This is a genomic window from Pseudomonas sp. ok272 (assembly GCF_900109995.1).
Classification (GTDB): Bacteria; Pseudomonadota; Gammaproteobacteria; order Pseudomonadales; family Pseudomonadaceae; genus Aquipseudomonas.
This window is the reverse complement of the sequence record NZ_FOCB01000011.1, coordinates 7,133-29,076: the sequence shown is the minus strand read 5'-3', so window position 1 is coordinate 29,076 and position 21,944 is coordinate 7,133. Positions and strand designations below refer to the sequence as shown.

Below are 21,944 nucleotides of genomic sequence, written 5' to 3'. Positions count from 1 at the left end.
CGTTCCCCAGCCTGCACCCGGTGATCAATCCGCAGCACCCGGGCCTGGCGGTGCGCGTCGCCGACCAGGGCTTTGCCACCTATATCTGGGGCAGTGACTTCAGTTTCGACGTCAAGGCCTACGCCCAGGCCCAACTCGACACGGCGGTGGCGCAATGGCCGCTGCAGGCCGTCACGTCATACCGCAAGTGCTATGGCATTGACCCGGAGGAGTTCGCCAGTTTCAGGGATGCGCCGGACAGTGCGATCTTCATGGCGTTTCTCGATGATCAGCCGGTGGGCCACCTGGTGATCAGCACCAATTGGAACGGTTTTGCCCATGTCGATGAGCTGGCGGTACACGCCCCGGCGCGCCGGCATGGGGTGGCCAAGGCGCTGTTGGGCGTGGCGCAGTTCTGGAGCCAGAAGAAAGGCTTGCCGGGCGTCATGCTCGAAACCCAGAACAACAACCTCGGCGCCTGTCGGCTGTACGAGCAGTGCGGCTATGTGCTGGGCGGTATCGACCACCTGCGTTATCGCGGGATCGACCCGCACACCCAAGAGGTGGCGTTGTTCTGGTATCGGCTGTTCAGCTAGCCAGCAGGGCCTGGGCGTTGGCCGTGATGATTTCCAGCAGGGCGTCCAGCGCGGGTGTGCGGGTGTCGTTCTGCAGCCGCAGGGCATAGAGGCTGATCGGCACGGCCGGTGACAGCGGGCACACGTCCAGCCCGCTGGCCCGGGCGCCGATGGCGGTGAACGGATCGACCACCGCCAGGCCTTCGCCGGCTTCGACCATGCTGCGCATCATCTGATGGGTCTGCACGCGGGTGTGGATCACCGGGGCAGGGCGCAGGGCGCGCAATTTACTGTCGAACACCACACTCAGTGGATCGTGGCCTTCCAGCCCGACCAGCGACTGGCCGGCCAGGTCCTGCACGTTGACGTACTTTTGCTTGGGTTGCAGCCAGCCGTGAGGCGCCAGCAGTTGGAGCTTGCCCTGGGCGATCACCTGGCACTGGATGTCGGCGTGATCCGGGTCGTGCAGGCTCAGGCCCAGGTCGCTTTCGCGCAGCAGCAGGCTCTTGACGATCTCGCGGGTGGGTTGGCTGAGCAGGGAACAAGGGACATCGGCAAAACGCCGGCGCAAGGCCGCGATGCCCTGGGGCAAAAGTTGCTGGGCCAGGGGCGGGGTGCAGATGATGCGCAGCGGGCGCGCCTGGTATTGCTTGAGGCTGTCGGCCAGGCGCTGCACCGGTTCCAGGGCATCGAACAGGTGGGCGATCTGCACCTGCAGCGCCCGCGCCTCGAAGGTGGCCTGCAAGCGTCCGCGCACGCTGGCGAACAGCATGAAACCCAGTTGCCCTTCGACTTCGCGCAGGCTGGCTTCGACCTCGGGGGCCGGCAATTGCAGCATCTCGGCGGCGGTACCCAGGTGGCCGGTTTGCAGGAGCGCCTGGATCACTTCGATCTGTCGTAAACGCATGCGTGAAGTCCGTGTCCGCCAGTGAAGGATTCAGTGGCTGAATCCTAACCCAAGTCCGCGCTTGTGACGTCAGCTTGTAAAGTCGGGTTATGAAACGCGGGTGGTTTCAGAGTCACGAATGATGGTGATGCCTGATTGCACCAGCACAAATTCGTTGTCATCGACTTTGTTCACACGATCGCCGATCGCCAATTTGTAGGTGAGAACGGGGGTGGAGCGGGTAATGCCGTCTGCCGAAGCGGTGGAATCCTGGAACTCATGCACGGAATAGACGCGGCCTTCCGCATCTCTTGCATGGAATTGTCCAACGAGTACTGCTGCCATCTGCTTAGAACCTCTGGAGATAAGACACTCAATTTGCGGTTCTGTAGACCGTCAATAAGATCGGTAAGTTTTCCTACAGGAAAAAAATAGTGTTTAGCGACGTTTCCCTGGCCGCAAGTGCGTGGATTGCCCTTGAATCATCTATAACTACAGGCTCCTTTAGCCAGATAGTCGGAATCTCCCATGAGCAAGGTCCATACGGTTGCTGTCCTGGTTGGCAGCTTGAGAAAACAGTCGATCAACCGCAAAGTCGCGCTGGCACTGGCTGAGCTGGCACCGGCGAACCTGAAGTTGAACATCGTGGAAATTGGCGATCTGCCGCTCTACAACGAAGACATCGACGTAACACCGCCCGCAGCCTACAGCACTTTCCGGCAGCAGGTGAGCTCATCCGACGCGGTGCTGTTCGTCACCCCCGAATACAACCGCTCAGTACCGGCTCCGATGAAGAATGCCATTGACGTGGGATCGAGGCCGTATGGCAAGAGTGCCTGGGGTGGCAAGCCGGGGGCGGTGATCAGTGTGTCGCCGGGGGCGATTGGTGGTTTTGGCGCGAATCATCATTTGCGTCAGTCGTTGGTGTTCTTGAATGTGCCGTGTATGCAGCAGCCTGAGGCTTATCTGGGTGGGGCTGGGGCGGCGTTTGATGAGGCGGGGAAGTTGTCGGAGTCGGTGCGGCCGTTCTTGCAGGGCTTTATTAATGCTTATGCGGATTGGGTGGAGCAGCATAAGAAGGCTTGATGTGGTGGGGCTGGCTTGCCAGCCGGCCAGCCTGGCTATTGCGGATGTACACCAACTCAAACTGTGGGAGCGGGCTTGTCGGATCGCCGCACCGTCGCGAAGGCGGCCCACCGGCCGGCCTATCTCTTGTTGGTGTACATATCCATTGCTGCGGGTGCGGCTACTGGTGGTTTCGCCCTGACGGTCGACTCCCTTTGGCAAACGCCGGAGTGCCGGCCCAGCCCAAAGGAAGCAAAGGTCTCGCCCCGAGCGTTCGGCCCCTCGCTAAGGCTCGGGGTTCCTTCGCTACGGTATCCCTCTGGGGGCATCGCTCTCCGGTTGGCTTCGCTGCACCTCCACGCGATGTGTTCGACTGCGTCGAACGGCGCTGCGCGCCAGTCCCCAGAGGGACACCTGCGCTCAGCCTGCCGATGGGGCGGGTGGATCAACAGCCAGATCAAGATCAAAAGCCAGATCAAGAGCGGCAGGCGAGCTAACGCTCGGCCTGTTGAGTGGTGGTGGTGGTGGTGGTGGTGGTGAGTGTTTGGGGTGTCCCGGGGACGTTGGGCCACAAGTCTGCCACCAGGAACAGCCGTTCGGCTTCTTCCCAATCACCCTCGGGATTTTCTTCCAGGCGTACCATTAGCTGTGCGGGAGCTTGCGGGTCGAGTGTGGTTAGCCAGGTGGTGAGTTGTGTGGGTGGCCAGGTGTGTTCCGGTGCGTAGCGGGCGGGTGCGAGCCAGGCTTGGCGTGGCAGGGGTTGCCAGCGGCCGGGGACGTTTTGGGCGAGGAAGCGTGGCCAGTCCCGTTGATGCAGCCAGCGCCCGCGCAGGTGTTGTGGGTGGGCGCCGTCGGGTGAGGCGCTCTTGCCGGGCCAGGGGTACAGCAGGTAACCGCCCAGCCACAATTGGGCCGTGAACGGGCCGATGTCCAGGTCGGCCAGTACTTGGCGGCTTTCGGGGCGGGCGGAAATGGGCAGTTGGTGCTGCACCAGGTGCTGCAGTTTGCGGTCCAGCCGGTCATGGCAGCCGGGGCCCAGCCATTGGGCGGTGTCCAGGCCATCGCCGTTTTGCGGTCCGAGGTAGAGTTTGATGGCCAGTTCCAGGTGATGCACGCCGTCGCGGTCGCGCAGCAGCATGTCCAGCTCGCCCAGGGTGTGGCCTTCGCGGCGGATCGGCAGGTTGGCGGCGATCAGTTCGATGCCCGGTGCGTGCTGCACGGCGAATTGCCACAGGCGTTCGTAGTACAGGCCCAGGCGGCGCGTGGCGCCGAGTGCCAGCCAGCGTTGCAGTTCGGTGCTGTCCTGATCCAGTTGGTGTAGCCAGTGTTGCAATTGCTCCGGCGCCCGCACCCAGTCGCTGCCGGCCAGGGGGTGACGCTGCGGCCAGGGGGTTTGCTTGAGCATTGGCGGCGCGAGGATGACCCAGGCCAGGTCGCGCACTTGAGGGTGGCGCAACTGGCGGGGCAGGGCGAGTAAGTCGGGGAACAGGATCATATTGCGAGCATAGTCTCTAACCTCGTGGCTGAAAGGATTTTGTCTATGTCGGCCCTTTCGCCCATAATCGTGGTTTTCGTCGTCGCAGACCCCCCGCAGGAGCCCCATGGAGCAATTTCGCAATATCGGCATTATCGGTCGCCTGGGCAGTTCGCAGGTGCTGGATACCGTCCGCCGACTGAAAAGATTCCTGCTTGACCGGCACTTGCACGTGATTCTCGAAGACACCATCGCTGAAGTCCTGCCCGGCCACGGCCTGCAAACCTCGTCGCGCAAGATGCTCGGCGAAGTCTGTGACATGGTGATTGTGGTCGGCGGCGACGGCAGCCTGTTGGGCGCCGCCCGGGCCCTGGCGCGGCATAATATTCCGGTGCTGGGGATCAACCGGGGCAACCTGGGGTTCCTGACCGACATTCGCCCCGATGAGCTGGAAGTGAAAGTCGCCGAGGTGCTCGACGGCCACTACCTGGTGGAAAACCGCTTCCTGCTCCAGGCCGAGGTGCGCCGGCACGCCGAGGCCATTGGCCAGGGCGATGCGCTGAACGACGTAGTCCTGCACCCTGGCAAGTCCACGCGGATGATCGAGTTCGAGTTGTACATCGACGGCCAGTTCGTGTGCAGCCAGAAGGCCGACGGCTTGATCGTCGCCACGCCTACCGGATCCACCGCCTACGCACTGTCGGCTGGCGGCCCGATCATGCACCCCAAGCTCGATGCCATTGTGATTGTGCCGATGTACCCCCATACCTTGTCGGGAAGGCCGATTGTGGTCGATGGCAACAGCGAGCTGAAAATCGTCGTGTCCAAGGATATGCAGATCTACCCGCAGGTCTCCTGTGACGGGCAGAACCACTTCACCTGCGCCCCCGGCGACACCATCACCGTGAGCAAGAAGGCACAGAAGCTGCGCCTGATCCACCCACTGGACCACAACTATTACGAAGTCTGCCGGACCAAGCTGGGCTGGGGCAGCCGCTTGGGGGGTGGAGGCGACTGATGCTCGATCCCGCGCGTAGCTACGACCTGATCGGTGACGTGCACGGTTGCGCTCATACCCTTGAGCATCTGCTGGACCGACTCGGGTACCGCAAGCTCGGTGGCGTCTGGCGCCATCCGTCACGCATGGCCGTGTTCCTCGGCGACGTCATCGACCGTGGCCCGCGTATCCGCGAAGCGCTGCACATCGTGCACGACATGGTCGAGGCCGGCCAGGCGCTGTGCATCATGGGCAACCACGAGTTCAACGCGCTGGGCTGGAGCACTCCGGCGCCACCGGGCAGCGGCAAGGCCTATGTGCGCGATCACAACCCGCGCCACGGTCGCCTGATCGAAGAAACCCTCAACCAGTTCGCCCATCACCCCGGCGACTGGCACGATTTCCTGGCGTGGTTCTACGAGATGCCGCTGTTTGTCGACGCCGGGCGTTTTCGTGTGGTCCACGCCTGCTGGGATGGCGGCTTGATCGACCTGCTGCGCAGCCAACACATCAACGGCTGCGTCGATGAGCACTTTGTCCAGGCCGCGGCGGTTTCCGGCAGCTTTGCCTGCATGGCCTTCGACCGTTTGCTGCGCGGCACCGACATGCGCTTGCCCGATGGCTTGACCATGACCAGCGGCGACGGCCTGACCCGTTCGTTCTTTCGCACCAAGTTCTGGGAAGACAACCCGCAGACCTACGGCGACATCGTGTTCCAGCCCGATGCCTTGCCCGAGCCGGTGGCACAGACGCCGCTGTCTTCCACGGAAAAAAACACCCTGCTGCGCTATGGCGTCGACGAACCCTTGTTGTTCGTCGGCCACTACTGGCGCAGCGGCACCCCGGCACCGATCCGCCAGAACCTGGCCTGCCTGGATTACAGCGCCGTGCTCTACGGCAAACTGGTTGCCTATCGCCTGGACCAGGAAACACGCCTCGATCCGCAAAAATTCGTCTGGGTCGATGTCGAACGGCCGGAGGCCCTGCAATGACTGCTGTTGCTGTTTTACGTCTGCCGCTGGCGGTGGACCTGAGTGGTTTTGTCAAGTTGCTGCAACGCATGCAGGTCCCGCACCGGGTCAGCGAAGAAGCGGGCGAGCAGGTGCTCTGGGTGCCCAATGAGATCAGCGCGGACGTGCGCTCGCTGTACGAGCGCTTCCCGGCCGGCGACCCCGAGCAGCAACTGGACATCCCTGCGCCCCAAGCCCCCTTCAAGCGCCCGGGATTTGCCGAACAGGTACGTAGCAGCCCCGTCACCGGCCTGGTGTTGCTGCTGAGCATCGTCGTTGGCGCGATCACCCTGTTGGGGGAGAACCTCGACACGCTGCGCTGGTTCACCTTCCTTGAGTTCCGGGTGATGGGCGATTACATCCAGTTCACGCCCCTGGCCGACAGCCTGGCGGCGGGGCAGTGGTGGCGCCTGGTCACACCGATGCTGATCCACTTCGGCTTCCTGCACCTGGCCATGAACGGCATGTGGTACTGGGAACTGGGACGGCGCATCGAAGCGCGCCAGGGCGGGATCAACCTGCTGGGGCTGACGCTGTTGTTCAGCCTGGTGTCGAACTACGCCCAGTACTACTACAGCGGCCCGAGCCTGTTCGGCGGCCTGTCCGGGGTACTCTACGGCCTGCTCGGCCATTGCTGGATCTACCAACTGTTATCGCCCAACCCGATCTATCGCCTGCCCCGTGGTGTGCTGGTGATGATGCTGGTGTGGCTGGCGCTGTGCATGTCGGGGCTGATCTCGCTGATTGGCTTTGGCCAGATCGCCAACGCCGCCCACGTCAGCGGGTTGCTCGTCGGATGCCTCAGCGGTTTGTTGGGTGGCTTGTACAGTCGCCGTAAGCTTGCCGCCTAACGCCTTAATCGCTGTATGAATGACAAGAGCACGGAGACCCTGATGTCCTCTTTCAATGAAATGATCCAAAACATCACCCCCGAGATCTACCAGAGCCTCAAGCTGGCTGTGGAGATCGGCAAATGGTCCGACGGCGGCAAGCTGACCGCCGAGCAGCGTGAGCTGTCGTTGCAGGCGATGATCGCCTGGGAAGTGCAGAACCTGCCTGAAGACCAGCGCACCGGCTACATGGGGCCGCAGGAGTGCAGCTCGAAGTCGATCCAGGTGCCCAATATCCTGTTCAAGTCGGATGCCATCCATTGATTGAGATCGGCCGTGGTGCAATCAGCAAGATGTCGGCGCGCCTGGACGGGTCGGCGGTGCAATACGCGTTTCGCCTGGGCGATACCGAGGTGCCGGTCAACCCGATGATCGGCAGCACGGTGCGCCTGGAATACCTGGGGGCGATCCATTGCACCCATTGCGGACGCAAGACCAAGACCAGCTTCAGCCAGGGCTACTGCTACCCGTGCATGACCAAGCTGGCCCAGTGCGACGTGTGCATCATGAGCCCGGAGCGCTGCCACTTCGACGCCGGCACCTGCCGCGAACCGAGCTGGGGCGAGCAGTTCTGCATGACCGACCACGTGGTCTACCTGGCCAATTCGTCGGGCGTGAAGGTCGGCATCACCCGCGCCACCCAGTTGCCGACCCGTTGGCTCGACCAGGGCGCCAGCCAGGCGCTGCCGATCATGCGCGTCGCGACCCGCCAGCAATCGGGCTTCGTCGAAGACGTATTGCGCAGCCAGGTGGCCGACAAGACCAACTGGCGTGCGCTGCTCAAGGGCGATGCCGCGCCGGTCGACCTGCAACAGGTCCGAGATCAACTGTTCGACAGCTGCGCCGAAGGCCTGCTGGCGTTGCAGGAGCGTTTCGGCCTGCAGGCCATCCAGCCGATCAGCGACGTCGAGCCGATTGAAATCCGCTACCCCATCGAGCAGTACCCGACCAAGATCGTCAGTTTCAACCTGGACAAGAACCCGATTGCCGAAGGCACGTTGATGGGGATCAAGGGCCAGTACCTGATCTTCGACACCGGGGTCATCAACATTCGCAAGTACACGGCCTACCAGCTCGCCGTGCATCAGTAGAAGGAAGGAGTCGAGCCATGCGCACCGAACAGCCGAAGATGATTTACCTGAAGGACTATCAGGCGCCCGAGTACCTGATCGACGAGACGCACCTGACCTTCGAGTTGTTCGAGGACCACAGCCTGGTCCATGCGCAACTGGTGATGCGCCGTAACCCGGCACGTGGCGCCGGCCTGCCGCCGCTGGTACTCGACGGCCAGCAACTGGAGCTGCTGTCGGTCGCCCTGGGTGATGTCGAGCTGGGCGCCACTGACTATCAGTTGAGCGACAGCGAGCTGACCCTGCACCCGACCCGCGAGCAGTTCACGGTCGACACCAGCGTGCGTATCCACCCAGAGACCAACACCGCCCTGGAAGGCCTGTACAAGTCCAGCGGCATGTTCTGCACCCAATGCGAGGCCGAGGGCTTTCGCAAGATCACCTATTACCTCGACCGTCCGGACGTGATGAGCGTGTTCACCACCACCGTGGTGGCCGAACAACACCGCTACCCGGTGCTGCTGTCCAACGGCAACCCGGTGGCTTCGGGCCCCGGCGAAGACGGCCGGCACTGGGCGACCTGGGAAGACCCGTTCATGAAGCCGGCGTACCTGTTCGCGCTGGTGGCCGGTGACCTGTGGTGCGTCGAAGACAGCTTCACCACCCTGAGCCAGCGCAGCGTGGCGTTGCGCATCTATGTCGAGCCGGAAAACATCGACAAGTGCCAGCACGCCATGAACAGCCTGAAGAAGTCCATGCGCTGGGACGAAGAAGTCTACGGTCGCGAGTACGACCTGGACATCTTCATGATCGTGGCGGTCAATGACTTCAACATGGGCGCCATGGAGAACAAGGGCCTCAACATCTTCAACTCCAGCGCCGTGCTGGCCCGCGCCGAAACCGCCACCGACGCCGCCCACCAGCGGGTCGAGGCGATTGTCGCCCACGAATACTTCCACAACTGGTCGGGCAACCGCGTGACCTGCCGCGACTGGTTCCAGTTGTCGCTCAAGGAAGGCTTCACCGTGTTCCGCGACTCGCAGTTCTCGGCGGACATGAACTCGGCCACGGTCAAGCGCATCCAGGACGTGGCGTTCCTGCGTACCCACCAGTTCGCCGAAGACGCCGGTCCGATGGCCCACGCCGTGCGCCCGGACAGCTTCATCGAGATCTCCAACTTCTACACCCTGACCGTCTACGAGAAAGGTTCGGAAGTGGTTGGCATGATCCACACTTTGCTTGGCGCCGACGGGTTCCGCAAGGGCAGCGACCTGTACTTTGAACGTCATGACGGCCAGGCCGTGACCTGCGATGACTTCATCAAGGCCATGGAAGATGCCAACGGTGTCGACCTGACCCAGTTCAAACGCTGGTACAGCCAGGCCGGCACTCCACGCCTGGTCGTCAGCGAGTCGTACGACGAAGCGGCCCAGACCTACAGCCTGACCTTCAGCCAAAGCTGCCCGGCCACCCCGGACAACGTCGAAAAGCTGCCGTTCGTGATCCCGGTGGCGTTGGGCCTGCTGGATCGCAGCGGCGCCGAAGTTGCCCTGCGCCTGAGCGGCGAACCCGCGGCACAAGGCACTTCACGGGTGATCTCGGTGACCGAGGCCGAGCAGACCTTCACCTTCGTCGACGTCCCGCAGTTCCCGCTGCCGTCCTTGCTGCGTGGCTTCTCGGCGCCAGTGAAGCTGAGCTTCCCGTACAGCCGCGACCAACTGATGTTCCTGATGCAACACGACAGCGACGGTTTCAACCGTTGGGACGCTGGCCAGCAATTGGCGGTGCAGGTGCTGCAAGAGCTGATCGCCCAGCACCAGGCGGGGCAGGCGTTGGTGATGGACCCACGGTTGATCGAGGCGCTGCGCAGCGTGTTGGCCGACGAGTCCCTGGACCCGGCCATGGTCGCCGAAATGCTGTCGTTGCCCAGCGAAGCCTATCTCACCGAGATCAGTGAGGTGGCGGACGTCGAGGCCATCCACGGCGCCCGTGAGTTTGCCCGCCAGCAATTGGCCGAGCACCTGTTCGATGGCCTGTGGCCGCGTTACCAGGCCAATCGCGAAGTCTCGAAGCACACCGCCTACCTTGCCGAAAACGCGCATTTTGCCCGCCGGGCGTTGCAGAACATCGCGCTGTCGTACCTGATGCAGAGCGGCAAGCCCGAGGTGCTGGCCGCGACCCTGGAGCAGTTCGAGAACAGCGACAACATGACCGAGCGCCTGACCGCGCTGGCGGTGTTGGTCAACTCGCCGTTCGAGGATGAGAAGGCCAAGGCCTTGGCCAGCTTCGCCGAGCACTTCAAGGACAACCCGCTGGTAATGGACCAATGGTTCAGCGTGCAGGCCGGCTGCCCGTTGCCCGGAGGCTTGCAGCGGGTCAAGGCGTTGATGCAGCACCCGGCGTTCACCCTGAAGAACCCGAACAAGGTCCGCGCCCTGGTCGGTGCGTTTGCCGGGCAGAACCTGATCAACTTCCACGCGGCCGATGGCTCGGGGTATCGCTTCCTGGCGGATCTGGTGATCGAACTCAACGGCTTCAACCCGCAGATCGCCTCGCGCCAACTGGCGCCGCTGACCCGCTGGCGCAAGTACGACAGCGCCCGCCAGGCACTGATGAAGGCCGAGCTGGAACGCATCCGCGCCTCGGGCGAGCTGTCCGCCGATGTGTTTGAGGTGGTCAGCAAAAGCCTGGCGTAATCGCCGGGCTCAGCCGAACCCGTGGGAGCGAGCCTGCTCGCGAAGAGGACGTGTCAGTCGGCATCCATGTTGCCTGATATGGCGCTTTCGCGAGCAAGCCCGCTCCCACCCAGTTCGGCAGTGACCACATATCCCACGTCCACCTCAGATCCCCCGTGGGAGCGAGCCTGCTCGCGAAGAGGGCGTGTCAGTTGGCATCCATGTTGCCTGATATGGCGCTTTCGCGAGCAAGCCCGCTCCCACCCAGGTCGGCAGTGACCACATATGCCACATCCACCTCAGACCCCCCGTGGGAGCGAGCCTGCTCGCGAAGAGGACATGTCAGTCGGCATCCATGTTGCCTGATATGGCGCTTTCGCGAGCAAGCCCGCTCCCACCCAGGTCGGCAGTGACCACATATGCCACATCCACCTCAGACCCCCCGTGGGAGCGAGCCTGCTCGCGAAGAGGACATGTCAGTCGGCATCCATGTTGCCTGATATGGCGCTTTCGCGAGCAAGCCCGCTCCCACCCAGGTCGGCAGTGACCACATATGCCACATCCACCTCAGACCCTCTGTGGGAGCGGGCTTGCTCGCGAAGACCGTAGCCGCTTCAACCGCGATGTTGACGGCGCTATTGCTTTCGCGAGCCGGTTCGCTCCCACAGTTGCTTGTGTCGTCCACAGATGTTGCATCCACAGACGACCCCCCATATTAGGTGGGTTAACAAAAGATAACGTGGCGTCGATTGTCAGACGTTTCCAAAGCTGGATAGGATAGGCCAGCTTCCGAAGGGGCTCTAGATTGCAGGTTTCAGCACAATGACTGGAATTTGTCGTTAGAAGCGTGTCCTAGACGGCGCCCTGAAAGGTTGAATGACCTAACAATAATAATGGGGGAAAGGTCTATGAGTGAGCCTGTCATGGGTGTGGGTATTGGCCGCCCGCCGGCAATACGCAAATTCGCGTTGCTGGCTACAGCGCTCTCGCTGTTGGGCACTGCACTGCTGTCGGCGCCTGCCATGGCGGCGGATGCGGCACCCGCCAGCCCGGTGTTTGCCATCGAATCCGCCAAGGCGGCCAAGAGCCTGATGATCGATGTGGTGCACGCCGGCAAACGGCTGGTCGCGGTCGGTGATCGTGGGCACATCCTGTATTCCGACGACCAGGGTGGCACGTGGACCCAGGCCAAGGTCCCGTCGCGGCAGATGCTGACCTCGGTGTACTTTGTCGATGACAAGCACGGCTGGGCCGTCGGGCATGACGCGCAGATCCTCGCCAGTGAGGACGGTGGCGCGACCTGGACCAAGCAATTCGAAGATTTGAAGCGCGAAGCGCCGTTGCTCGACGTCTGGTTCAAGGACGCCAGCAACGGCTTCGCCGTGGGCGCCTACGGTGCGCTGCTGACGACCGCCGACGGCGGCAAGGACTGGCAGGACGTCAGCGACCGCCTCGACAACGAAGACCAGCTCCACCTCAACGCCATCGCGGCGGTCAAGGATGCCGGGCTGTTCATTGTCGGCGAGCAGGGCAGCATGTTCCGCTCCGCCGATTGGGGCCAGACCTGGGAACGCCTGGCAGAAGTGCCGTACGAAGGCTCGCTGTTCGGCGTGATCGGCACCGGCCAACCCTCGACGCTGCTGGCCTACGGCTTGCGCGGCAACCTGTTTCGATCCACCGACTTTGGCACCACCTGGACCCCCATCGAACTCAAGGCCGCACGCGGCGAACTGGAGTTCGGGCTGTCCGGCGCCACCCTGCAAGACGATGGTTCCATCGTGATCGTCGGCAACGGCGGCAGCGTGGTGCGCAGCACGGACGATGGCCAGACCTTCAGCGTGTACAACCGTTCGGATCGGATCTCGGTCTCGGGCGTCACGGGGGCGGGCAATGGCGATCTGATTCTGGTCGGGCAGGGCGGTATTCACGTGTCGATGCCAACCGGCGCCGAGCTGAATCAATGAGCCGGGAAAATAATAAGAAGGCGGAGTCAATACAGTCATGAGCAGCCATCATCAAGACAAGGCGACGTTCCTCGAGCGCCTGATTTTCAACAACCGCCCGGCGGTGATCGTCATCTGCCTGTTGGTGAGTATCTTCCTGTTCTGGCAGGCGACGCTGATCCGGCCGTCCACCAGCTTCGAAAAAATGATCCCGCTCAAGCATCCGTTCATCGAGAAGATGATGGAGCACCGCAACGACCTGGCGAACCTGGGCAACACGGTACGGATTTCCGTGGAGGCCACCGATGGCGACATCTTCTCCAAGGAATACATGGAGACCCTGCGCCAGATCCACGATGAGGTGTTCTACATCTCCGGCGTCGACCGTTCGGGCCTCAAGTCGCTGTGGAGCCCGAGTGTTCGCTGGACCGAAGTGACCGAGGAAGGCTTCGCCGGTGGCGAGGTGATCCCGCAGAGCTATGACGGCTCGCCCGACAGCCTGGACCTGTTGCGCAACAACGTGCTCAAGTCGGGGCAGGTGGGGCGCCTGGTGTCCAACGACTTCAAGTCGAGCATCGTCGACATCCCGCTGCTGGAGTCCTACCCGGACCCGCAGGACCAGGGCAAGTTGCTCGCGCTGGACTACCAGAAGTTCTCCCATGAGCTGGAAGAGAAGATCCGCGACAAGTTCGAGAAGCAAAACCCCAACATCAAGATCCACATCGTCGGCTTCGCCAAGAAGGTCGGTGACCTGATCGATGGCTTGATCATGGTGGTGCTGTTCTTCGGCATCGCGTTCGTCATCACCCTGGTCCTGCTGCTGTGGTTCACCAACTGCGTGCGCAGCACCATCGCCGTACTGATTACCACCCTGGTGGCGGTGGTCTGGCAACTGGGCCTGATGCACGCCTTCGGCTTCGGGCTGGACCCATACTCGATGCTGGTACCGTTCCTGATCTTCGCCATCGGTATTTCCCACGGCGTGCAGAAGATCAACGGCATCGCCTTGCAGTCCAGCGAGGCCGATAACGCCCTGACCGCGGCGCGGCGCACGTTCCGCCAGTTGTTCCTGCCGGGGATGATCGCGATCCTCGCCGACGCCGTGGGCTTCATCACCTTGCTGATCATCGACATCGGGGTGATTCGTGAACTGGCCATCGGCGCGTCCATCGGCGTGGCGGTGATCGTGTTCACCAACCTGATCCTGTTGCCGGTGGCCATCTCCTACGTCGGCATCAGCAAGCGCGCCATCGCCAAGAGCAAGAAGGACGCGAACCGCGAGCACCCGTTCTGGCGCCTGCTGTCCAACTTCGCCAGCGCCAAGGTGGCCCCGGTGTCGATCCTGATCGCGTTGATCGCCTTCGGTGGTGGCCTGTGGTACAGCAAGAACCTGAAGATCGGTGACCTCGACCAGGGTGCACCGGAGTTGCGTCCGGACTCGCGCTACAACAAGGACAACAACTTCATCATTAACAACTACTCCACCAGCTCCGACGTGCTGGTGGTGATGGTCAAGACCAAGGCCGAAGGCTGCTCGCGCTTCGAAGCCATGGCGCCGATCGATGAGCTGATGTGGAAGATGCAGAACACCGAGGGCGTGCAGTCGGCGATTTCCCTGGTGACCGTGTCCAAGCAGATGATCAAGGGCATGAACGAAGGCAACCTGAAATGGGAAACCCTGTCGCGTAACCCGGATGTCCTGAACAACTCCATCGCCCGCGCTGATGGCCTGTACAACAACAGTTGCTCGCTGGCGCCGGTGCTGGTGTTCCTCAACGACCACAAGGCCGAGACCCTCGACCGGGCGGTGCATGCGGTGCAGGAGTTTGCCAAGGAGAACAACAAGGACGGCCTGGAGTTCATCCTCGCGGCCGGTAACGCTGGGATCGAGGCGGCCACCAACGAGGTGATCAAGGAATCGGAACTGACCATCCTGATCTTGGTGTACATCTGCGTGGCGACCATGTGCATGATCACCTTCCGCTCCTGGGCGGCGACGCTGTGCATCGTCTTGCCGCTGGTGCTGACCTCGGTGCTGGGCAACGCCCTGATGGCCTTCATGGGCATTGGCGTGAAAGTCGCGACCTTGCCGGTGGTGGCGCTCGGGGTGGGGATTGGCGTGGACTACGGGATCTACATCTACAGTCGCCTGGAAAGCTTCCTGCGTGCCGGCCTGCCGTTGCAAGAAGCCTATTACCAGACGCTGAAGTCGACCGGCAAGGCGGTGCTGTTCACCGGTTTGTGCCTGGCCATCGGCGTGTGCACCTGGATCTTCTCGGCCATCAAGTTCCAGGCCGACATGGGCCTGATGCTGACCTTCATGTTGCTGTGGAACATGTTCGGTGCGTTGTGGCTGTTGCCGGCCCTGGCGCGGTTCCTGATCAAGCCGGAGAAACTCGCCGGGCAGAAGGGCAACTCGCTGTTCGCTCACTGACCGTGAGTTAAACGCAACCCCTGTGTGGGAGCGAGCCTGCTCGCGATGAGGACAGCACATTCAACAGTGACTGTCCGCCATCGCGAGCAGGCTCGCTCCCACATTTTTTTGCGTGGCCCTCAGGGCGCCAGCGGCAGGAACCAGCGCTCAGCCAACGGCCTGCCGATCAACCCGCGATGCACGTTGACGATGGCCTGCGAACCCTGGGCTCCGTTGAGCAAGGTGTAGTAGCTGACACGGCGCTGTTCACGGGTTTTCAGGTGGGCAACGGTGTAGTCAAGCTTGGACGTGTTGGCGCTGGGGTAGTGAAAGTGCGCATACCACAACGGATAGCCTTTCTCATCATTGATGGCGTACTCCTGGACGAAGTCCTTGCGCTCGCCACTCAAGCGAATGCGCTCACCCAACAGGGCCATGTTGGCGCGCCTTTCACTGATCAAGTAGGCCAGGTTGCCATGGGTGGGCGCTAGCTCCAGGCACAGTTGGATACGCAATGCCTTGCCTTTCTCAGTCAAGCGCACCGCGCCGCTGCGCAGGTTGTCGAGCAGGGTTTGATCGGCCTGGACACGGGCGCTTTCAGGCATGGCCTGGATCGCGCGATCCAGTTCGGTGGCCAATTTGTCGTAGCGGGTGGACTCCAGGTCAAGGATCTCTTGCACCTCTTGCGGGTGGCGGCAGACTTTCTTGTACTCATCGCCACGCAGCAGGTGCTGTTCGAGCTTGGCCAGCAGTTTGCGCGCTTGCCCCTTGAGCGGGCTCACCGCACGAGGGGCGGGCGCGGGGCCAGGTGCGCGCACGGTCCGGAACTCGTTCCACTCGCCGCCGCGTTGTGCGTAGGTGCCCAACACCTGATTGGTCTCTTCGGATCGCACCTCCACGACATCAATCGGCAGGTCGGCGCTGGCCGGCCTGAGCTCGCCAATCAAGGTGCCTTTGCGTTCCGTGCGGATGACTCTTTTCTGCGGCCGGCCGACGGCGACCGGGCTGCGCCTGGGCGGGTGTACGCGGGGCTGCGCAAGGGGCTTGATCTCGCTGGCCAGTTGCGTCGTCACGTCCTGATACAGCGCTTCGATCAGTGTCAGCAGCCTGCCGAAGTAGTCGGTGTGCAGCTCGTCCGCGTTGACCATGCCCAGCCCTTTCAACCCGTCCAGGGTGCGGCCGTAGTGTTCGACCAGGCTTTCCAGGACACTGAGGCGCTCGTCGGCCGCCAGCTCCAGGGCATTGAGTTCGGCATGGGTGCGCACGTGCTCGTGCAAGGGCAGGAACAGGTGGTGGAGCGCTTCCTGGGTTTCGAGCGATTGCCCCGTCAGCTCGTCGAAGGCCCTGAGCTTGAGGGTGTGAATCTGCAGCTCCTTGACCCCCAGGGCACTGAGTTCGGCGGGGCGGTCGCGGGTCATCTTCAGGTACTGTTCTCGGCCGGCGGAACCCAGGCCATACAGCTCGTCGAGGTAACGATCCTTGAGTTCGAGCCAGGCAATAGAGCGCTCATTGATCTCCAGCAACTGATCGATGAATTGCCGGTGTCCCGTTGGGTCGGCCAGCACATCCAGGGTAAACCTGGGGTTGCGCGGGGTGAACCGTGGTTGGGCATCGTACAGGGCCTGTCGGTCATTTTCGGCGATCACCACCAGGGTGCGCGCGTTGGTGATGCTGCTGGTCAGCAGGGAGGTGACGACGGACTGGGACAGGCCAATGCCCAGTTCTTCGCGCTCCTTGAGCGAGTCGAGCAGCTGTTTGAAACTGTCGGTCTGTTCGCGCAAGGCCTGTTCGGCGAGTCGGCGCAACTCGGCACGCTGACGCTCATTCAGCGTGGGGTCGCTCTCACTGGCTTGCAGGTCGATCAGGCGCTTGTTCGTGGTGCTCAGCGCGCCGGCCTGTTGCTCGAGGAACTGTTTGTACTGCGCATTCAGCTGCTGGATGCGTTGCGCCTTGCGCTGGCGTTCGGCGGCGATCCGCCCGGGTGGCATGCCACCGCGCAGGCGCAGGCGGGTATCGACGGACCAGCGTCCGTTACCGTGGGGGCGCAGGTAAGGGCCACGCAGGCGGGCGTCGGCGGGGTCGACGATGACGACACGGGCATCGGGCTCCAGCACCACCTTGAACACATCGCCGTCCACCAGGGCGTGCCATTGGTTATCGAATATGTACAAGCCCTGGCGCGGGCCATTGAGCACGGGGGGTGGCAGTGGGTGGGTCAATGCCAGCTTGAAGCGGGCCAATTGCATACGTTGGCGGACGGTGAGGCGGTCGTTGGCCTGGGCGAAGCTGAAGTCCAGCAGCGGCTTGGCGGTTGGCAGCCATTCCCCTGGCAACGTCACCATACCTTCGCGAATCACCGGCGGTGGCGGCTCGGGCCACTGTTGGGCAATGCGCCGGGGCACGGGGGCACGCAGGGCCTGATGTTTGAGTTCGGGCGCCAGCGGCGGTTTGTCCAAGGTGACGGCGGGTACATCCAACAGCAACAGACCGAGGTTGAGCAGCAAGTCGACGGTGCCCTGTTCCTGGGACACCGGGTCCGGCCCCGCGAGTGACTGGATATCGTTGGCCAGGCTGCCGATCAGACTCAATAGCCAGCCGGTGAGCATGGCGGGGCCGCGCAACAAGGGCAGCAGGTTGTTGAACAGCAGTCCGCCACCTTCCAGCAGCACTCGCCAGCGGCTCTCGCGGGTGGACACCGATTCATGCTTGGCTTGATCCACCAGGGCCTGGGCGTTCTTACTGAACAGGTATTGCATCAGGCGCCCAGTCATCAGCCATTGGTGCAACTCGTCATCGTCACTGTCGATCCCGAGCCGGGCGGGCTCCGGGACCCTCGGCACGGAGAACTCGTCGCCCAGGCCAAAGCGCACATAATGGGGTTGCTGAAAGCCGCCGTTGGCATAAATCGGCCGGGCGCTGTCGCTCATCCAAGTCAACACGCTGTCTTGCAGTTCGCCGGGTTGGGCGATGGCCTGGAGCAACTCCCAGCGGCTGGGGTATTCCAGTAGCGGCTGGGGATACAGCGGCCGGTACAGCAAATGCGGACCGCTGCGCGGGTCGATGGCCTCGATGATGTACATGTCGCTCACCACGTCCGGGGTCGCATCGGGGCTGCGCAGCACCAGCAGGCGCCGGATCACCGTGTCGGGATGGCTCGCATCGGTGTGCATCAAGTCGGCGACACGCTGCGCGCCCGCGCGGCTCAGCCCGGCTTCTTGCTTGAGGTGCAGCTCCAGCGCCAGCAGCGGCAGTTGCGCCGCCTGCTGGTCGGCGAACAGCACCTCGCGCTCACGCACCTCGGGCGTATCGCCCAGCAGCTGTTCGCTGAGCATGTCGGGGTAGTGCTGGCCGATGTCCACCCGCTCGATCAGGCCACCCGAGCGCGTGATGTAGTCGGGCGTCAGCCAGTCGGGCAGGACGCCGCCCTGGCGATGGGTCACGCGCAACTGGCCGCTGGGGCGGGCGACCAGGCTGTGGATGGCCAGCTCACTCAAACTCATGGACACATGCTTGATGATGCCGACAGTTCCGGGGTACCCGGCAGCGACGGTGAAGGTCAGTTGCAGGTCGTCCGGGTGTGGGGCCGGGGTGCCGAGGCTCGCGGCGTCGCGGTTCAGCTCACGCTGCAAGGCGTCGAGGCTGTAGGCCTGGATGTCAGGGATGTCACTGAGGAAGGTCCGGCCGGCGCCGCGGACTTTCGCACTGGCCAGCGCCAGGCTGTATTGCCGGTAGGTGGCCCGGTCGGCGGGGCTGGCCTGCAGCAGCCACGGCGCCAGATGGGGGCGCAACAGGTCAAGCTCACGGGGATGGGCGAGCTGTGGGCCCACCAACAACGGCCCGGGGTCGGTCAGCTCAAGGTGCAACCGGTCAAGCGTGGCCGCGTCCAGCTTGAGCGGCAGTTGCAGCGCCTGCAGGTGCTCCAGCTGTTGATTGAGGATCATCGCCGCTTGCTGATGGAATACGTTGCCGTCCAGTTCACAGCGATGGGTGACGATGGACTGCGCGGTGTACTGGGCGCTCAGGCGTTCGCCCCAGGTCTGGGTGAAGGCGTCCATGGAGGCAAACACCTCGACATGGCCATTGGGGTGGCACAGCAGGACCGGCGCGTTGCCGTTGATCGAACGGGTCAGCAGCAGTTCCGTTCCCAGCAGGGTGACGGTCTGTGTCGCGTTGTTGAGCGTGGTCTCCAGGCCATAGGCAAACACCGCGTCCTGGCCATGCCTGGCCTGGCGCTGGTCGCGGTCGGGGGTGGTGACGAGTTGGTCGAGGGTAGTGCGGGCTTTGGTGTCCAGTCCAGGCTGCCTGAGACCGCTGATCCTCAAGGTGTCGGCGAGCAGGTTGCTCAGCCACTGCCAGCGACTGATGCCGTTGCCGGCGTCGGCGTTCCAGTCGCGGACCAAGGCATCCTGCAGGCCGATAGCCAAGGTCCGCGACAATTCCTTGATCAACCCTTCGATGACCTTCATGTCGAGCTTGTCGCGGGTCAGCCCCGGCAGCTTGAGGCGTTTGGGCGGGGCATCGGAGAGGTAATACTCGACATCGTCGACGTCGCTGAAATCCAGGGGGCTGCCGCTGGACAGGTAGTCGCGTACCACCTGCAACAAGGGGATCAGCTTCCAGCCTCGACCGGGGTGCTGTGGCCTGGCCAGGTGGGTGCGGTTCAGGTCGATGACCAGGTTGGGGTAGCGCTCGGCAATGGCAGCGCCGAGCAATTGGATGATCACGCTGTCCAGGCGGGTGCGCTGGGCAAACTGCTGGCTGACGGCGGCGGCCAGCCGTGGCGGTGTGGGTGAAGGTGTCGACATAAAACGTCCTTTTTGAGTCAACCGAAAGAGCGTGGATCGCGGGTTGCCGGTCGATCCACGGTTGCTGCGCCCGCTGTCGGCCGCCAGGACGCGCCCAGGTCGGGAAACAGGCGGGCAGGGTGGGCATGTCAGCGTCCGTTCTGTGATGGTTGGAAGCCTTGCGGCAAGCATCGCAATCTCGACCGCGTGAGGTGCGGTAGCCCATTACCACGCAACAGGGGAAAGGTGTGGGGGATTGACCTATCATTAGCGTCTTTTCCCCTGATGACCGATTGTGATGACCGCCATGACTGACACCCTGCTCCTTGCCCTGGATTCCTGCGACATGCTGCTGATCGACGGGCTGCATGCCTCCGACTTCTGGCTGGAGGAGGACGAGGCTGACCTGCACATCGAGTGCATGGACGGCCGTACGCTCAAGCATTGGGTGTTCACCCCTGCTCAGGTCGAGGCGGCGACTTTCGATACCACCCTGCATTGCTGGACCCTCACCGGGGACTCGGGTGAGCATCGCCTGGAGTGCCTTGGGGCATTTGGTGGCGATAATGATGAGGGCGACGAGCATGCGGATGCCTAACGCCTGGCCTCTATTGATCGCTGGCAGTATTGGCGCGATGGGGGTGCACGCCGCGCCTGCCGAGCGGCATGAACTGCTGGTCGGCAGCTACACCCAGGGCCAGAGCCAGGGGATCTACCAGCTCAGCTTCGACAGCCACCGCGGACAACTCGATGCCACGCCCCTGCAAGTGGTCAAGAGTGCCAACCCGTCATGGCTGACCCTGTCCGCCGATCAGCGCCGGGTGTTCGTGGTCAATGAGAACGGCCCCGGGCAAGCCGACCCCGTGGGCCGGGTCAGCAGCTATGCGCTCGATCCCAAGAGCCATCAACTGAGCCTGATCAACCAGGTGCAGAGCCTGGGCAACGAGCCAACCCATTCCAGCGTGAGCCATGACGGCCAGTACCTGTTCGTCAGCAATTACTCGGTGGCCGCGGACCCGGGCGGCAGCCTGGCGGTATTGCCGATTGACCGCGATGGGCGCTTGTCACCCCCGGTGCAACTGAGCAGCCACCCGGCGAGTCGGGTCAACCCCGAGCGCCAGGCCTCGGCCCATGTGCATTCCACGGTGTCTTCGCCGGACGGCCAGTACGTGTTTGCCAACGACCTGGGCGCGGACCAGGTGTTTGTCTACCGCTACGACCCTCAGGCCAATCCCGAACACCCATTGACCGCCGCCACGCCGGCCTCGGTGCCGTTGCCACCGGGAAGCGGGCCCCGGCACCTGCTGTTTGGCGCCGACGGCAAGCACGCGTACCTGAGCCTGGAAATGAGCGCGCAGGTCGCGGTGTTCGATTACCACGCGGGCCAACTGACCCAGCGCCAGTTGGTCGACCTGGCGGCTGGGCAACCGCCGGCGAACAAAGCCGGGGCGGCGCTGCATGCGTCCAAGGACGGCAAGTACCTCTACGTCAGCAACCGCGGCGCGGCCAACGAACTGCTGGTGTTTGCCATCGACCCGTTCAATGGTCAGCTCAAGGCGCTGCAACGGCGTTCGGTCGACGGCGATCACCCGCGGGAATTCGCCCTCGACCCGAGCGGCAAGTTCGTGCTGGTGGCCAACCAGAAGAGCAATCAGATCGTTGTCATCGAGCGCGATGTGCAGACCGGGCTGTTAGGCCGCACGGTGCAAAAGCTGGCGTTCGATGCGCCCAGCGATATCAAGTTTCTCCTCCTTCAATAAGCCGCAGGCCCCGTTTATCGGGGCCTGCGCCGCTGTATCAAGCGCAGTGATATCCGTTAGTGCTGCAAAACATTTCAAGCACCGTCACCCCCGGGCGTAAGTTGGCTTCACGGCCTACACAGGCAAACATGTCAACTGCACACGAGGGTTACCGCCATGAACTTCAATCTTTTCTCGGTCATTGCCGCTTCCGCGATCTCCGCCAGCGTTGCCTTGCCCGCCCACGCCAACGTCGAAATCAACGCCAAGACATCCAGCACCCAGAGCTACACCCACAAATACCTGCAACAAAGCGCCAACTTCTACGCGGCGCTGGACCACAAGACCGCGCACTGAAAACCAATCGACAAGCCCCCCAGATCCCTGAGTGGGATTGAATCAACCGGTGGGGGCGAGCCTGCTCGCGAAGAGGCCAGCACATTC

General features: G+C 62.9%; 17 protein-coding genes. 13 read left to right on the top strand and 4 right to left on the bottom strand.

The features are described from left to right. Positions 1 to 11 precede the first annotated feature (11 nt). Entirely contained in the window at positions 12 to 575 is a 564-nt protein-coding gene (locus tag BMW74_RS16370; RefSeq protein ID WP_093424001.1) for a GNAT family N-acetyltransferase, read from the top strand. Here the strand turns inward: BMW74_RS16370 and BMW74_RS16365 are convergent. Then, complete coding sequence (locus tag BMW74_RS16365) at positions 568 to 1,461, bottom strand: LysR substrate-binding domain-containing protein (RefSeq protein WP_093423325.1); 894 nt, start codon at positions 1,459 to 1,461, stop codon at positions 568 to 570. The genes BMW74_RS16370 and BMW74_RS16365 overlap by 8 nt on opposite strands. Positions 1,462 to 1,548: 87 nt before the next feature. After that, positions 1,549 to 1,785, bottom strand: a complete 237-nt coding sequence (locus BMW74_RS16360) for a hypothetical protein (RefSeq protein WP_093423321.1) — start codon at positions 1,783 to 1,785, stop codon at positions 1,549 to 1,551. A gap of 183 nt (positions 1,786 to 1,968) precedes the next feature. Here BMW74_RS16360 and BMW74_RS16355 point away from each other — a divergent pair, with 183 nt between their 5' ends. Continuing rightward, positions 1,969 to 2,526, top strand: a complete 558-nt coding sequence (locus BMW74_RS16355; RefSeq protein WP_093423316.1) for an NADPH-dependent FMN reductase — start codon at positions 1,969 to 1,971, stop codon at positions 2,524 to 2,526. Between the two features lie 472 nt (positions 2,527 to 2,998). Here BMW74_RS16355 and BMW74_RS16345 read toward each other — a convergent pair whose 3' ends face one another. Continuing rightward, entirely contained in the window at positions 2,999 to 4,000 is a 1,002-nt protein-coding gene (locus BMW74_RS16345; RefSeq protein WP_093423312.1) for a DUF1853 family protein, read from the bottom strand. Positions 4,001 to 4,106: 106 nt separating this feature from the next. Between BMW74_RS16345 and BMW74_RS16340 the strand changes: the two genes are divergently transcribed. From BMW74_RS16340 to BMW74_RS16305, 8 genes are all read left to right on the top strand, one after another. Then, entirely contained in the window at positions 4,107 to 4,997 is an 891-nt protein-coding gene (locus tag BMW74_RS16340) for an NAD(+) kinase (RefSeq protein ID WP_019690613.1), read from the top strand. Continuing rightward, on the top strand, positions 4,997 to 5,968 hold the full coding sequence (locus tag BMW74_RS16335) for a metallophosphoesterase (protein WP_093423308.1): 972 nt from the start codon (positions 4,997 to 4,999) through the stop codon (positions 5,966 to 5,968). Before BMW74_RS16340 ends, BMW74_RS16335 begins: the two co-directional genes overlap by 1 nt. Further along, positions 5,965 to 6,837: a rhomboid family intramembrane serine protease gene (locus BMW74_RS16330; protein ID WP_093423304.1), complete on the top strand. Its 873-nt coding sequence runs from the start codon at positions 5,965 to 5,967 to the stop codon at positions 6,835 to 6,837. The genes BMW74_RS16335 and BMW74_RS16330 overlap by 4 nt, the downstream gene beginning before the upstream one ends. Before the next feature lie 42 nt (positions 6,838 to 6,879). Beyond that, entirely contained in the window at positions 6,880 to 7,140 is a 261-nt protein-coding gene (locus BMW74_RS16325; RefSeq protein WP_093423301.1) for a YeaC family protein, read from the top strand. After that, positions 7,137 to 7,967, top strand: a complete 831-nt coding sequence (locus tag BMW74_RS16320) for a DUF2797 domain-containing protein (RefSeq protein ID WP_093423298.1) — start codon at positions 7,137 to 7,139, stop codon at positions 7,965 to 7,967. Before BMW74_RS16325 ends, BMW74_RS16320 begins: the two co-directional genes overlap by 4 nt. Before the next feature lie 17 nt (positions 7,968 to 7,984). Beyond that, entirely contained in the window at positions 7,985 to 10,642 is a 2,658-nt protein-coding gene (pepN, locus tag BMW74_RS16315; protein ID WP_093423295.1) for an aminopeptidase N, read from the top strand. Positions 10,643 to 11,529: 887 nt separating this feature from the next. Further along, positions 11,530 to 12,585 carry a WD40/YVTN/BNR-like repeat-containing protein gene (locus tag BMW74_RS16310; RefSeq protein WP_093423292.1) on the top strand — a complete coding sequence of 352 codons (1,056 nt, stop codon included), beginning with the start codon at positions 11,530 to 11,532 and terminating at the stop codon, positions 12,583 to 12,585. A gap of 37 nt (positions 12,586 to 12,622) precedes the next feature. Next, the gene (locus BMW74_RS16305) at positions 12,623 to 14,998 is read left to right on the top strand and encodes an efflux RND transporter permease subunit (RefSeq protein WP_093423289.1); all 2,376 of its coding nucleotides are present in this window, start codon (positions 12,623 to 12,625) and stop codon (positions 14,996 to 14,998) included. Between the two features lie 119 nt (positions 14,999 to 15,117). On the opposite strand, the gene BMW74_RS16300 is transcribed toward BMW74_RS16305, so the two are convergent. Next, positions 15,118 to 19,782 carry a dermonecrotic toxin domain-containing protein gene (locus BMW74_RS16300; protein ID WP_093423285.1) on the bottom strand — a complete coding sequence of 1,555 codons (4,665 nt, stop codon included), beginning with the start codon at positions 19,780 to 19,782 and terminating at the stop codon, positions 15,118 to 15,120. 277 nt (positions 19,783 to 20,059) lie between these two features. On the opposite strand from BMW74_RS16300, the gene BMW74_RS16295 reads away from it, so the two are divergent. The 3 genes from BMW74_RS16295 to BMW74_RS16285 all read left to right on the top strand — a co-directional run bounded on the left by BMW74_RS16295 (position 20,060) and on the right by BMW74_RS16285 (position 21,857). Continuing rightward, positions 20,060 to 20,359, top strand: a complete 300-nt coding sequence (locus tag BMW74_RS16295; RefSeq protein WP_093423281.1) for a DUF5629 family protein — start codon at positions 20,060 to 20,062, stop codon at positions 20,357 to 20,359. Next, a complete protein-coding gene (locus BMW74_RS16290; RefSeq protein WP_093423278.1) occupies positions 20,346 to 21,521 on the top strand; it encodes a lactonase family protein in 1,176 nt (391 codons plus the stop codon). Before BMW74_RS16295 ends, BMW74_RS16290 begins: the two co-directional genes overlap by 14 nt. 156 nt (positions 21,522 to 21,677) lie before the next feature. Further along, entirely contained in the window at positions 21,678 to 21,857 is a 180-nt protein-coding gene (locus BMW74_RS16285) for a hypothetical protein (protein ID WP_093423275.1), read from the top strand. The last annotated feature ends 87 nt before the right edge of the window (positions 21,858 to 21,944 follow it).